This is a genomic window from Chitinophaga sp. (assembly GCF_019236475.1).
Classification (GTDB): Bacteria; Bacteroidota; Bacteroidia; order Chitinophagales; family Chitinophagaceae; genus Chitinophaga.
The window spans coordinates 1,209,223-1,222,912 of sequence record NZ_JAFAIX010000012.1; the positions used below are offsets into that span (position 1 = coordinate 1,209,223).

13 protein-coding genes are annotated in these 13,690 nt (G+C 42.8%); 4 read left to right on the forward strand and 9 right to left on the reverse strand.

From position 1 onward, the window contains the following. Positions 1–4 precede the first annotated feature (4 nt). Positions 5–2,635 carry a PAAR-like protein gene (locus JO154_RS21190; RefSeq protein ID WP_291949244.1) on the forward strand — a complete coding sequence of 877 codons (2,631 nt, stop codon included), beginning with the start codon at positions 5–7 and terminating at the stop codon, positions 2,633–2,635. Positions 2,636–2,654: 19 nt separating this feature from the next. After that, positions 2,655–3,524, forward strand: coding sequence for a hypothetical protein (locus JO154_RS21195; protein ID WP_291949246.1), 870 nt, complete (start codon positions 2,655–2,657; stop codon positions 3,522–3,524). Between the two features lie 187 nt (positions 3,525–3,711). On the opposite strand, the gene JO154_RS21200 is transcribed toward JO154_RS21195, so the two are convergent. The 7 genes from JO154_RS21200 to JO154_RS21230 form a co-directional block, all read right to left on the reverse strand. After that, positions 3,712–4,251 (reverse strand): hypothetical protein, encoded by a 540-nt coding sequence (locus JO154_RS21200; protein ID WP_291949248.1) that lies wholly within the window; start codon positions 4,249–4,251, stop codon positions 3,712–3,714. An 86-nt stretch (positions 4,252–4,337) separates the two neighbouring features. After that, entirely contained in the window at positions 4,338–5,423 is a 1,086-nt protein-coding gene (locus JO154_RS21205) for a serine hydrolase (RefSeq protein WP_291949250.1), read from the reverse strand. A 65-nt stretch (positions 5,424–5,488) separates the two neighbouring features. Continuing rightward, the gene (locus JO154_RS21210; protein WP_291949252.1) at positions 5,489–6,853 is read right to left on the reverse strand and encodes a S41 family peptidase; all 1,365 of its coding nucleotides are present in this window, start codon (positions 6,851–6,853) and stop codon (positions 5,489–5,491) included. A gap of 24 nt (positions 6,854–6,877) precedes the next feature. After that, positions 6,878–7,660 (reverse strand): fatty acid desaturase, encoded by a 783-nt coding sequence (locus JO154_RS21215; protein ID WP_291949254.1) that lies wholly within the window; start codon positions 7,658–7,660, stop codon positions 6,878–6,880. Between the two features lie 99 nt (positions 7,661–7,759). Next, positions 7,760–8,515, reverse strand: coding sequence for a hypothetical protein (locus tag JO154_RS21220; RefSeq protein ID WP_291949256.1), 756 nt, complete (start codon positions 8,513–8,515; stop codon positions 7,760–7,762). A gap of 26 nt (positions 8,516–8,541) precedes the next feature. Continuing rightward, positions 8,542–10,020, reverse strand: coding sequence for an aminotransferase class V-fold PLP-dependent enzyme (locus tag JO154_RS21225; RefSeq protein ID WP_291949259.1), 1,479 nt, complete (start codon positions 10,018–10,020; stop codon positions 8,542–8,544). 2 nt (positions 10,021–10,022) lie between these two features. Beyond that, complete coding sequence (locus JO154_RS21230) at positions 10,023–10,685, reverse strand: DUF4395 domain-containing protein (RefSeq protein WP_291949261.1); 663 nt, start codon at positions 10,683–10,685, stop codon at positions 10,023–10,025. Positions 10,686–10,856: 171 nt separating this feature from the next. Here JO154_RS21230 and JO154_RS21235 point away from each other — a divergent pair, with 171 nt between their 5' ends. Next, positions 10,857–11,894, forward strand: coding sequence for a histidine kinase (locus JO154_RS21235; protein WP_291949263.1), 1,038 nt, complete (start codon positions 10,857–10,859; stop codon positions 11,892–11,894). Further along, positions 11,887–12,564 (forward strand): LytTR family DNA-binding domain-containing protein, encoded by a 678-nt coding sequence (locus JO154_RS21240; protein ID WP_291949265.1) that lies wholly within the window; start codon positions 11,887–11,889, stop codon positions 12,562–12,564. The genes JO154_RS21235 and JO154_RS21240 overlap by 8 nt, the downstream gene beginning before the upstream one ends. Before the next feature lie 88 nt (positions 12,565–12,652). On the opposite strand, the gene JO154_RS21245 is transcribed toward JO154_RS21240, so the two are convergent. Both JO154_RS21245 and JO154_RS21250 read right to left on the reverse strand, forming a co-directional pair. After that, complete coding sequence (locus JO154_RS21245; protein WP_291949267.1) at positions 12,653–13,060, reverse strand: AraC family transcriptional regulator; 408 nt, start codon at positions 13,058–13,060, stop codon at positions 12,653–12,655. A gap of 39 nt (positions 13,061–13,099) precedes the next feature. Further along, positions 13,100–13,576, reverse strand: coding sequence for an AraC family transcriptional regulator (locus JO154_RS21250; RefSeq protein WP_291949269.1), 477 nt, complete (start codon positions 13,574–13,576; stop codon positions 13,100–13,102). Positions 13,577–13,690: the final 114 nt, after the last annotated feature.

Consider the following 13,690-nt stretch of genomic DNA (forward strand, 5'->3'; position numbering starts at 1 on the left):
ATATATGACCATTGTTAACCAACCAATGCACCTAGTGTGCGAGGGTGCGTTGTGCACCTGTGATAAAGCTGTTAGCCCTGCACCTGTAAAAATAAAGGTGGTCAGTCAGAACAAGTTTCATGTGAAAGACCAATCGGGCGCGCCCGCTGCCACGACCGGCGATAGGTTTGCGGCATCGCTGCATTTTAAACTATGTAAAATTCCAGATCCGCAGAAACCTACACCCTGCGTGCCTATGCTTAACTGGAGCAAATATTATGAAGATATTGTATTGCCAGGTGGGGTCCATCCATTGAGTGAGAAGAGCGAGGCTACGTGTAGCCGTGGTGGTAAGATAAAAATTCTTCAACATGGCCAATCCGCACAGCCGGGAATAACTGATAAACCACTTGAAACGACTACCTCCTCAACACCAGTAAGTACTACAACCATAGCGGCCATAGAAGATCCTGAAGATAGTGCTCCATCCTTATGTGTGGCCTCCTGGCAGGACGATCAAGGACAACCGAAGATTATAACCGGATGGCATGAGAAATCCAGGCTGTATCTGTCTTTCAGCAATGCGGAAGGGATGGTAGTAACCATCGATATAGTTTGTACAGATAGTACACGCCAACAATTAGCCATCCTCAAAGAAGCGGAGCATTATACCGTCACAGAGGGTGTTATTGTGATGGATTTTTTCCCTGGAAAGCAGCAATACCGGCACTTATTGCATGATGGCGATTTCCTCTATGCCCGAATAAAAAGCGTCGGAATGCCTATTGCCAAATTGGGAAATCTTCGTCCACGCCGCCCGTTGTTATTTCGGGAACATCCCAAAATCAGAGAAGTGAAATTTTTCAGAAATGGTGCGCCTGTCATCACTGCGCACTATGGGGATACCATTACCTGTAAAATTGTAGCGTTGAATATGTGCCGCGAAAAACTGGACGTAAAAGTAAAGCGGCTGGAAAAGCTCAATGGGAAAGATTTTGGGAGAATTGATAAAACGGTATTCAATAATACATTGGAAGTAAATGAATATGGTTATGTACAATTTGATTTTGAATTAAGGAAAGAGTGGGAATCGGAATATGAAGAAAAGGTGCAGCGGTTCTATGTTTCATTGAAAACATCGCAGTGGGATAGTTGGTGGCAAAACATCAGCGCCTTTCCTGTTGTCACTACTGTTACAAAACAGCAACATAGCCCTGTAGTGATACAGACCATCAAGCCTGCTGGTAAAGAGCCACCATGTCCCAGATGCGCCGCGCCTGTGAGTTTGGAACAAATAAAACAGATGGCCGTGGATGACAAAGGGAATAGATTTTTGAAAGAGGATCAACTCATTCGGGAAGCACTAGGATTCTTTAATCAAAATTTGCAGACGTTTGAATTAGACACATGTTGTCGCAAGGCACATTTCTTTGCGCAAATAGCTACAGAAACGAGATTTCAACGCCTGGAAGAGAATTTTAACTATGCGGCCAGTGTGTTACAGCAGAAGTTCAAACAATTTCGAAAGGGCGAAGGGCCTGACCATGCTGTGAAATGGGGAAGGAATATAAATGATGACACACCAGTAAACGCCACAGACCAGGAACACATTGCCAACTGGGCGTATGCTGGTATTAATGGAAATGGTAGTTACGCCAGTGGCGATGGTTATCGATTTAAAGGCAGAGGATTCATACAATTGACTGGCAGAGGGAATTACAAGGAAGCAGCCCGATTATATAACAAGTGGATTTCGGGAGGCAATGCCGATTGGGAGAATCATCCAGAACGACTATCAACGGTGGCTACAGATGCGATGGCTGCCGCCATGATATTTTGGCGGTCACATTTACTAGGGGCCAGAGCGGATTATGCAGATGATTATGCGGTGGAAAGCGTAAGTAGACCGATTAACGCAGCACTGGATAATATCCATGAACGGAAACGATTTTTCCGGGAAGCGGTGAATGCATTTCAAGTGAAGCATTGTACGCGTTATAACAGGAGTCAATGGCAAGAACCAAATGAAGACACTATTGTTGTCATAGGCGCGAAGGCTAGTGCTAATGGCGATGAACACTATCAGCGAGAGGATGTGGATAAAGTGTGGCCAGTATATCCTGTTATGGTCTACAGACGTATATCTATGGCCGTATACAAACAGTTGGAAGCCAAAAATGCCCTGCCCGAACCAGACTATACCACTTGGGTTACCAGAGATGCACACGGCGTAAAGTATGGTAAACATGATCCAGCCAGGTATGGTAGTAAGAATGAATGCCCGCCAGGTGAGTATTATCTCAATCGTGGCACAGATGGACAGAAATACAGCATGTATATCTCTGATACGCCAGGACTAGGCAGCGCTGCCATTAGTGGTCCAGATGGCCCAAGATCAGGTATCGCCATACATGGAGGATGGCCCATAGGTAGCATTGGCTGTCTGACTACACATTCTAGCGGCTATCCTACCGGGAAAAACATCCTGGTGCGGCAACTACTGGGGAATTTGCCGGAACTGGACAAGGCTGTGCAAAAAGCTGGGGAAAGACAAGTACGTATCATAATTCAACCCAGAGAAGTAGCAGTGGCATTGTGGAAGAACCCTGCTGTCGGTACCAGCAAATGGACAGGTATTATCAAATCACCTCAATAATAACCATAATCATTTCATTATGAGTTTACATTTTCTCATTTACATCTTTTCTTTAATCGCTATTTGGATGCAACCACAAGAAGACAATGATAAGAACCGCTACATACGGGAATCGGAAGTTAGAAAAATGATGCAGGGTATGCGGCAACGAGGATATCAGTTTCCAGATAAAGCTACCTTCCGAAATAAGGTACTAGCCATAACAGGCATAGACCTGGATACCTCCGCTTATAATGATGTTAAACTACAAGTAACAGCAGATGATGGTCCTACTTTATGGGCTATACGACATGTGGGGTTGCTATTACCAGAAGAAGCACTGGATTATATTTCTCCGAATGAAGAAGGACAGTTAATAAGTAAGCCCCTGGAGAAATGGAATACAGTTATATTCAGGGATTTGATTGCATTGAATCGCTTGTTAATTTATGATGATGCCACACAGCTCATGTCCGTGATGGATCGTTTCCCCGAGCTTGGAGAAGAGGTGGTTTTTTATGATGGTTATACCGGTAATAAAGCGCTTACTCGAAAAATGATCGATGAAATATCGGATGATCGGGATGGAGAGGGATATTTCTCGAAAGCGGTTTATGGATGGGTGCCGGCAAGCCGTAAGAAAGGTATCCGTACGGGAATGTTGGAAACCATTATGGAAGTAAACCCGGAACTATTTGTCAACATTGGGGAAGTATGCCGGGATTTACGAGATGAAAAAGTTGCGGTAGTGCATATTGCGCAACTATTAGAAGCCTCCTTGAAAGCGGGAATCACAGGGTTCGTGGATGAACTATGTATAACAGATCGCCCACTTATTGATGACTTGCGAAAACATGATTACTATGGATTGCCACTGCTGAAAACGCGGGTTAAAACGCATTGCCAGTAGTGATGGAAAATAAGGATGTATAGGTTGGATGGTGATTCCGCCTGGAGCTGCATGTGCTGGTATCATGTGTTAAATCAGTGTGCCTGAATGTGGGGGCTGAACAGAATGTTTGAAGTTAATATAATTGGTTATGAGTAGCATATCAGTGGGTAGACCTGTTAGGTACTGTGTGTAATACGTGTATGCCTTAAAACACAATCCCAGCACTGATAAGGTTCGCAGTAGTTTTGTCGTCTGGAAAGCTAACGACTTGGTTATTTGCCGTAAAGGAAGCGAATTGATAGGTGTAAGGTCGGAAGGTATAAGAGGCGAATACACCCACCTTTCCGAACAGGTAAGAAATACCAGCGCCTACACCGTAAAAGACCCGTCCTGTTTTTTGATAATTGGTAAAGGTAGGGTTGCCATTAACGTCTGTGTAGTGATATTGATAAGTAACCCGATAATTATTGTAGCCAAACTGACCAACGATATACGGTTCTAGCTTCCCAAACGGATATCGAACCTTCACATCTACGAAAGTGGGAATCATCAGGTTATCTTCGAATGAAGTTAATTCTACCCCTAATCCAGCTGCCAGATAGGGATTAAACCCGTAGTCATAGGTAATGCCACCACCAAATTTTGCCTGGTGCAGCATTACATAGGCGTACCCTCTACTTAGGTTCTTCCATTGCGCAGATGACATTAATGGAAAGAAGAGTAATATGATGATAAGCTTTTTCATGCGGAATGGCCCCGTTTTGCGAGGACTATCCTTAGTAAACAAATTGTATTGGAAAGAGTTGCATTGAGCGGAATTTATTCGGATACCTAATTGTTTACTGGGTGGCGTGATTTGGTTCCTGTTGTTGTATGTGAGAGCGATTGGATGATAGCATGTAGTAGTCCATCCAGGTCGTTGAAATAGGCTTTGTCGGCGCGGGTATTGCAAAGGATTACAGCGTTAAATCCGCTAGGAGTATGCAGGATCAGTGCAGCAGTGCCTGGAAGAGAACCAGCATGCCACCAGTTATGGAAGGAATCCACTACCCAGCCACAGGCATAAGCAGGATTGGGAGCTGAGCCGCTTGTCATTTCTCGGATAGCACCAGCAGAAAGCAAATCCGGGAGGGTAGTATCTCCATCAATGGCGTCAAGGAATTTTAATAGGTCGGTGGCAGAACCAATCCAGCCTGCATAGGCATCCATTTTTTGAATCGGAAAACTATAGGGATCCTGGCCATTCTGGCCGTAATATCTAACTATTGATCGATCAGAAGGTGGTGTGATACATAGTTGCTGTATGCCTGCTGGTTTTAATACCTGCTGACAAACATACGCTTCATAGGACAGACCGGTTATCTTTTCAATGATTCGCCCTAGTAAATTGTATCCAAAATTGGAATACATATACATTTCCCCAGGAGGATAGCGCAGCGGTACTTCATCCAGGGTTTTGCTGATAAGGGAATCCTGAGAAAGCGCAGGGTAAAGGAATCCGGGGTCTTGGTCGTTGTTGGGCCATCCACCGGAGGTATGCTGCAATAGTTGTTTGACCGTGATTTGCTGTAAGTTAGCACTGTATGGAAGTGCGCCGTAGTGGGTGCCAAGAATACCTGCTGCGCCGAATACCTTTTCATCCATCCGGAGCCTACCTTGTTCAACGAGTTTTAGTATAGCCGTAGCAGTGATCGTTTTGGACACGCTGCCTATCCTAAAAAGACTATTAACAGTGACGGGCATACGTTGTGCCGTGTCCGCCCAGCCGTATCCCTTGGCGAATACGGGCTTGTCGTGGTAAGAGACAGCTACCGCCAGTCCTGGTACCTGATATTGCTGCATGAAAATATGCACCTGACTATCTATTGAAGGAACCGGCGATAATAGTTGGCAGATATACAATAGCAGACTTTTCACGATACGAAGTTACATCAATGAAAGCATCTGATTATATGCAATAGTAGACTTTTCACGAAGCTAGGTTACTTCATTGATATCATCTGTTTAATAATCTGTTGGGCTGTTTTATTTTCTACAGGCACCTGGATGTCTGGTATGAGCACATTAATGGAAGTGTCTCCGGAGGGTCTTATCCACTCTTTTACACTGAAAATAAAGCTCAAATTTGTGTGGGGAGTCCTAAACCCAATGAGCTCCCCAAAACCGTTGGGATGGCCTTTGATGGGTGTTTCACCGATAAGCGTCGCGAGCTTGTTGTCTTTCGAAATAACAGCAAACATCATAGCGCTGGAAAAGGTATTCTTTCCAATCACCACATATGTTTTACCTGTAAACCTATTTGTTCTGGATACAGGCTGTATGATGGTGGATGGAATGGCCATAATCTCTCCTTCTTGGAGCTTTTCATAGGCAGGATCCTCTATGTGGAGTTGCTTCATCACACGAAGGTATTCCTGGCTTTTTTTCCATTTGCCGCTATAATCGGAATAAGGTTTGTCGTTGAAGTAACTGATGATCATGTCTCCGAGCTCAGAATTGCCACCTCTATTGTCACTAACATCTACAAACAGCGTTTTACATTGCTTACGTTGGATGAGGGTGAATATGGAGTCTATAGACCTACTCCAGTCATTACGTGACAATGTTCCCTGATCGTTGAAATTATTAACGGTGAGGTAAGCAACATCGCCGTAAGTATTAAAGACAATGGCCGCTGGATCTTTTTTGGGTGCTTTATAATTTTGGGCAAATTCAGGTTTGTATTGTCCAGCAACGGTAACGCTATTTCCTGAACGGAAAGTCAGTTGATAAGCGTCCATGAAGAAGTAACAGTACCGTGGAAGATATACCCACATTAGATCCACGAAAGTGGCCTTCCTGCTTTCTTTTAAGCCAGGGATAATATTTTCGCAGCTATCTAGCATGTCGTCAATTTTGACGCCATTAATAGAAAGCAGTTCATCGCCGAGTTTAATGCGGGCGTGGCTGTAGTTCTCTGTTAGGATGACTTTATTATCCCTGAGTTTGAATCGAAGCGGGAATATCTTGAAATTCTCACTCAAACTATCTGTGATACAGTAGTCGCCCAAATCGCTGTGTTCATCATTCAGCGCGTTGAGAATGGGAATTACTTTGAAGTAAAACTCATGTTGCATCATACTATCAGGCAATGAGGCCTTGATTAGGCGGAATTTTTCTTCAAATTGTACTGGGGTAATTTCTGTGAAGGGATTGATATGCGCATGTAGAATCTTGTCATGAACAAAATCAAGGTCTTGTAAGAGTGCTTCGCGGGGAAATTTTTTGTAGTAGAAGTTATTGCAAATATCCTGTCCAAAGCTGGAGATACCGCAGCATAACAAAACTAGTAACAGTGCATTGCGCATGAAAATAGGTTAAATGGCTTGTGATTAGAAAGTTGCTTTCTTTTCCAGTTCTGGAATAGCGTTGTCGATACGCTTGGCCAGTTCGGGCAATTTTATAGTGGGTATGGCTGGAAACAGGTGATGTTCCAGGTGATAAAACATACTGAAGGTGATTTTATTTTTCCAGGAAGCCCGTTGCGTTCTCGCAAAATCAGGATGGTCGTGGGTATCGTGGTGTACCGTCCATACAGCAAAGAAGGCCATCAGGAATTCACCTACCAACATAACGATCATATGATAGATGAGGAAGGGTATTTTCAGCCAGAGAATAATCGCTGCCATCGCAATAATGGAGCCTACTTCCAACAATACATTCCTGACATAATTTTTATTCCCATGTTGCAATGTAACCTTATGAATCAGGAACATATGAACAGGGCCATAAAGAATAGCGCCATACCAGGTCATGGAGGCGGCTTTGCCTTCGTAGTCCTTTTCCGTCAGGCAGTATTTATGATGGCGGAGGTGATTGAATTTTACGGCATGTATAGACGTCATCATGGAGAGGCTGTTGAGATACAACGAAAGCCAAGTAAGAGATCTATTGGTCCCCAGGGAATTATGAAACCCGTTGTGTACTTGTCGGAGGGCCGTTAGAAAATAAAAAGCAGAGAAGGGTAAAGCAGCAATATAGTATTCTTTCCAGGCCAGGAACAGAGAGAGTATCAGCCAGGGTAAGGAAATATTATTCTCAATGAGCATTTCGCGGCTAGATAGCTTCCGCAGATCTTTCCATGCTACTTTTTGGAGAATTTCCTGGTGTGTCATAGGACGGCTTTTTGATCTATAACAAACGTACAGTGTAAATGCAATGGAAACAAGCGTCTCCTGCTGCTCCAGACGTAAATCCCTGGCTGCTGCGCATTCTTATTTATAAGGCGCCTGGATCAAACTTATCAACTGATGCTTGCTGACCTTGCAATTGGTCATACTTGGCCCTTGCCCTAGTTGATAATCTGAAAAATTGAATACTAGGGAATCCTTTAGAATGCCAAAGTTGCTGTCATTTAATCCATAAAATTCCCATGAATTATTGGGTTTTAGTTCTTTGCGCAGACCACCAAATGCCTCATCCAGTGCAAGTAGGATCAAAACGGAGTCCGTTGTTGTTTTGATCCGGAAGTAATCATTGAAAGTGATTACTTTTTGTGATCTTTTATCGAAATTGATACTATGAACGCCATTGAAACCATGTACTGCGCCTGCGTGACTGATGCCAATTGAAAAGCTGGTACTGATGATATTATCGTCGCTGTAACAGGTGGCAGGCGCCGCATCAAACATATTATGCGAGAGCCCATCGAAGTTCGATTTATCCTCGTCTTCCCCTTCCTCCTTCCAAATTTTTCTGATTTCATTTTTGAAATCTGCTAATGCGGAGTCGATGGTACTAGTAACCAGTGATTTGTATACACCCGACGCATCATCTTTGGGATAAGCATAGGCGATATCAACCGCAAGATGATAGGCCGTATCCTGATAGGAAATTGTGTCTATTTTAAAATTGGCTGAAATGTCATTGACAGCAATAGTCGAATCTACAACAGTTGATGAATCACCAGACTGCTTTGGATGACAACAAATCAGCAGCAGACAGCATGCAGAGAACAGAAAAGTTTTCATGTATTGGATAAATAGATGGAGTAAATCTACCAATTCTTCACATCAAACCAAGTGGAAACCTGTAGGCCCGTGCAGATGCTGTCTCCCGTAAAAATAAATTCATTAGACAGCTTATCATGATAGTAATCTTTCTCCCAGGAGCTTACATTCGCGATCGTGATTTCAATCGCATCTAGGATAAAATTAATTTCCGCATCTGTCATCGTAGGATGTATGGAAAATCGCACCCATCCTGGTTTTGCCGACATATCCCCGGCCTGTATCGCATGACGAATTACATAAGACTGCATTTCCTCCACCTGCAATAGCCGATGTCCGTAAGTGCCAGCACAGGAGCAGCCTCCACGCATTTGAATACCAAATCTATCATTCAATAACCTGACAAACAGATTGTAATGCACATCATTGACTGTAAACGAAATCACTCCCAGCCGCTCGGTACTATTGGCTTGTAATACCCTGATCGATTTCATACGCGTCAACCGTTTGAAGATAACAGTCAGCATTTCTTTTTCGCGTTCTAAGATGTTTCCTACGCCCATTTCCTCTTTTAACCGGATGCACATAGCGGCCTTGATCCCTTGTAAAAACGGCGGGGTGCCACTATCTTCGCGGGTTTCAATATCAGTAATATAATCTCGTACGCCCCAAGGATTGGTATACTGCAAGACGCCTCCTCCCGGTTGATCTGGAATCTTATTTTTATAAATATATTTGTTGAAAATCAATACCCCAGGGGTTCCTGGCCCGCCGAGAAACTTATGGGACGAAAAATAAATGGCATCTAGATGTGCATCGTTTTCATCTGGATGCATATTGATCTCACAATAAGGCGCAGCGCAGGCAAAATCCACAAAGCACCATCCGCCATAGCGGTGGATTAGTTGGGCTATTTCATGATAAGGAGTATGGGTCCCCGTCACATTTGAACAGGCAGTAACAGCGGCTATTTTACAGGGATGATCTTTATATTGTTCGAGTAAATAATGGAAATGGGAGATATCCACATTCCCGATTGCGTTCATCCCTATTATTTCCACATGGGCAATGGTTTCCAGCCAACTGATATGGTTACTGTGATGTTCCATATGTGTCACAAAAACGATGGGTCTTAAGGTTTTATCAGCGGGTTGCCAATTAGTAGCTGTATGCTTCAGTCCTAGTAAGCGTTGTAGCTTATTAATGGCCGCCGTCATACCACTGCCACAAAAGAGCAAAACATCATCGGCATGGGCGTTTACATGCTTTTTAATCATCTCTTTAGCCATTGCATAAGCCTCAGACATGGTGCTGCCGGTAACAGTAGTGCCAGTATGCGTATTGCCGATAAAAGGCAATACCGACTGCTGTAGGTAATTTTCAATCGGTCTGTATCCCCTGCCGGTGGCAGTCCAATCTGCATAAACGATTCGTTGCAGGCCAGTAGGAGATACAAAATGCTGTTGATTACCAATGATATGCTGACGGAAAACGGAGAAATAGTTTTCCAATTGCAAGGTAGCCATCATCATTTTGATTTTTCAGGTGATAAAGACTTGAAAAACGCGTGTGGACGCTTGCTATACGTCTCTTTTAATGTCATCGACGCTATTATAACAAGCCCGATAAACAATATCAATACCATCCATTGCGTCCTGGATACTTTTTGAATAGGCTGCCTGTCCTTAATATCACATACTTCTCCGGGGCAATGCTGTACCTTTTTTCGGAAAAATAGTGGGTAAAACAGGCATCCGAGGCATATACCGAATGCGGCTTCAAAAAATAAGAACAACAAGCAAATCAGGCAGATAATTCCTGTAATCGGGCTATAGGCATTGACAACAATGAGGAAATAGAACATGATAGCGGATAAGGCAATGCCGATGATCCAGGCGAATTGCTTTTGCGGGGCACCCACATACTCCGGCACTTGCTTCCGAACCATCCATCGACCTACGATTAAAGCAGGCGAATACCTTGGATTGATGAGCACTCTAATCAATAAATCAAGGAGGAAGAATGTAATCGTAAATTTCACAGGTATAAAATTGCCATCGAAAAGGATAAACAACAACGAGGTATAAGTGGCTAAAAATAGGATACCTGCTGCGGCCCTGATTTCTCTTTCGTTGAGTACCGGAAGATCATAGCCATTAACAGTTTCGCCGAATTGAAATACTTTGTTCATAGTGGGGAGATTTTTGTTGACGATACAAGAATACAGTATCCACCAGGTTGAAATATTGCTTGGTCAACAAACAGCAGGTTAACGTCAATGAAATGCAGGGCTACGTCAATTAGTGTTTTAGCGTATAAAAATGAATTTTTTTTCTCGACATTTACCTTACCAAACAGCAATATGAAAAAACTATCCCAAATAAAAAGATATGAGCTGTATGTATGGCTGGTGCCCGCTTTTTGGCTGGTAAACCTCCTAATGGATGTTGTGAAAGATAGTAGCCATTTCCCCGCCAGAGCAGTCAATGAAATCTGGTTAGTGGCGTATCTGTCGGTGGTCAACTACTGGCTATTGGAATATAATCTGCCTAGGATGAGCTGGAAGCGCTTTTTTGAATCTGCGCTGCTGATCCTTTTGCAGGTATTTCTGTATACGATTGGCTTCTTTATATGGCGACTCCTAGGCGTTACATTGCATATATTCACGCCGTTGAGTAATCCAATTCCTATCGAAGAAAGAATTGGATCATTGACTGGTTATAGCTTTGAATCGATTGTGGTTTTTGGTGTAGCTCGACATATTTATAATTACATAAAGCTAAAACAACATTCCCAACAGTTGTTGATAGCACAACAACAAGCGGAGTTGAATTACCTGAAATCCCAAACCAATCCCCATTTTTTATTTAACACCCTCAATAATATTTATTCGCTGGCCAGAGATAAGTCGGATCTAGCACCGGAGTCTATCCTGCGATTGTCTAAAATTCTACGGTACATGTTATATGAAACGAGTGCGCCATTTACTGCTATCGGACAGGAACTGAAGATCATGGAGGATTATATTGCCTTGGAGAAATTGCGGTATGATGATTCGTTATATGTGAATTTTAGTCATGATTTGGAAGACAGCCAACAGGGCGTACCTCCGTTGTTACTCATTCCATTGGTGGAGAATGCCTTCAAGCATGGTCTCGCTGAAACCCGCGATCATCCCAGATTGAATATATTTCTGTCTGTCAAAAATAAAAGCCTACTTTTTACGGTGGATAACTCAACAGGTGAGCGAGCAGCGGATCATACGTTGAAGGAGAATATTGGCTTATCTAATTTACGCAGACAGCTAACGTTGTTATATACTGATTACAGTCTGGAGATACAGCCCAAAGATTACCTATTTACGGCTACTTTGAAAATAAACCTCAGCAGTCATGTCTAAGATAAAGTGTATCATCATAGAGGATGAACCGCTTGCCGCGAAAGTCTTGAAGGATTATGTATCAGAGGTACATTTTCTGCAATTGCAAGGGGTATTTAAGGATGCGATTTTAGCCTCAGAGTTTCTGATGAAGAACGAAACAGATCTCATCTTCCTGGATATCCATCTTCCCAAATTGAAAGGAATGGCTTTCCTCCGAACGTTGGCAAATCCGCCAGCAGTCATTGTTACCACGGCTTATCACCAGTATGCGGTGGAAGGATTTAGTTTGAATGTTACTGATTATCTGTTAAAGCCATTTGAATTTGAGCGCTTCTTTACGGCTGTGAATAAAGTCAATGCAGATTATAATCGGAAGTTGGCGGAGCCTAGGGATTTTATCTTCGTAAATGTGCAAAAGCGCAAAGTGAAGATTCCCTTTGCGGAGATATTATACATTGAAAGTCAGAAGGAGTACATCAAAATTGTGACTACTAAGGCGGAGTACCTCTCCAAGATGAGCACAACAGAAATGGAAGATTTACTACCTGCTCATATCTTCAAGCGTATCCATCGATCGTTCATCGTATCTGTTAACCATATTGATGCCTATACTGCTGAAATGGTGGAGATAAAGGGAATCGCCATTCCAGTGGGAAGAGGGTATAAAGATGTTATAGAAAAATTATGATTTCGGGAGATGAAAGTCGCTCTGGACGGAAAGCCACATCCATGGTAGGATTGGCGGCTGTATCTATTGTTAGCTACAGCCTGTTATTTTAAAGTTGAGTATTTCTTGTCCGCTGATTCGAGGCTGTTGCTGCTTTCTGCAGTTTAATATTTTGAAAGAAGGAGATGGGAAGTCCTGTCAACTGTATTAATTCCTCCGACATCATCTCCATCGAAGTGTACCCTAGCTTACAGGCAATTTCATTCAAAGATAAATCAGTATACACGAGTAGTTCCTTCACTTTATTCACGCGTACTTCCATTGCATACTGCTGGATGGTTTTTTCATATCGGTCTACAAACCAAGGTGCTACTTCCTCTGGAGAAACCGACAACCGGGATTGTATATAGTCACCCAGGTTGAAACCATCCTTAATTTGACAATTATCGTTATAAATTTCTTCTATTAATGCTACTATGTGATCGAGGATATTTTCGGTTTGAGTATGCTGGTTCATGTATATATTATTGATGATAATTAAGATGCGGGAATGCTATTACACACCCACCAAATCTAGTGGTCTCCGTTCTTTTACTGCTGACTGTTTGTATTGCGTAGGGGTAATGCCTGTAAGTTTTTTAAACTGGGTAGACAAGTGGTGTCCACTACTAAAGCCAACTTCAAAGGCAATATCGCTCAGTGATAATTGGTCATAATCCAGTAGTTCTTTTACTTTTTCAAGTCGTTGTAGCATGAAATAGCGTTCAACCGTGATGCCCTCCATTTTAGAGAATACTTCACTTAAGTATCCAAAATCATAACCTAATTTGCTGGATACATAGCTAGAAAGCTTGTATTGTTGATCTTCCGGACTTATTACCAAGTATGCTCTTACACAATTTTTTATTGCTTCTACTTGCTGATGCACACGACCTTCAATAATTTCCAGCCCGATGCAATGAAGACTGTCGGCCAGTTGTTTTTGGAGGTGGATGTCTAATTCCTGTTGAAAGGTAATTCTGCCAAGAACCACGTCTGATGCGGAAATGTCTAGTGTGTTTAATATGTTTCTGACAATAAGGATGCACCTTTGGCAAACCATATTCTTAACGTGAAGCGTATAAACGAATTCCATAACTAGTGTTGG

Excerpts from the sequence above, each read along its gene's own strand:
- JO154_RS21210 (WP_291949252.1), bottom strand. The coding sequence starts at position 6,853 with ATGCGCAATGCACTGTTACTAGTTTTGTTATGCTGCGGTATCTCCAGC.
- JO154_RS21195 (WP_291949246.1), top strand. The coding sequence starts at position 2,655 with ATGAGTTTACATTTTCTCATTTACATCTTTTCTTTAATCGCTATTTGG.
- JO154_RS21190 (WP_291949244.1), top strand. The coding sequence starts at position 5 with ATGACCATTGTTAACCAACCAATGCACCTAGTGTGCGAGGGTGCGTTG.
- JO154_RS21220 (WP_291949256.1), bottom strand. The coding sequence starts at position 8,515 with ATGAAAACTTTTCTGTTCTCTGCATGCTGTCTGCTGCTGATTTGTTGT.
- JO154_RS21235 (WP_291949263.1), top strand. The coding sequence starts at position 10,857 with ATGAAAAAACTATCCCAAATAAAAAGATATGAGCTGTATGTATGGCTG.
- JO154_RS21225 (WP_291949259.1), bottom strand. The coding sequence starts at position 10,020 with ATGGCTACCTTGCAATTGGAAAACTATTTCTCCGTTTTCCGTCAGCAT.
- JO154_RS21245 (WP_291949267.1), bottom strand. The coding sequence starts at position 13,060 with ATGAACCAGCATACTCAAACCGAAAATATCCTCGATCACATAGTAGCA.
- JO154_RS21240 (WP_291949265.1), top strand. The coding sequence starts at position 11,887 with ATGTCTAAGATAAAGTGTATCATCATAGAGGATGAACCGCTTGCCGCG.
- JO154_RS21230 (WP_291949261.1), bottom strand. The coding sequence starts at position 10,685 with ATGAACAAAGTATTTCAATTCGGCGAAACTGTTAATGGCTATGATCTT.
- JO154_RS21200 (WP_291949248.1), bottom strand. The coding sequence starts at position 4,251 with ATGAAAAAGCTTATCATCATATTACTCTTCTTTCCATTAATGTCATCT.
- JO154_RS21215 (WP_291949254.1), bottom strand. The coding sequence starts at position 7,660 with ATGACACACCAGGAAATTCTCCAAAAAGTAGCATGGAAAGATCTGCGG.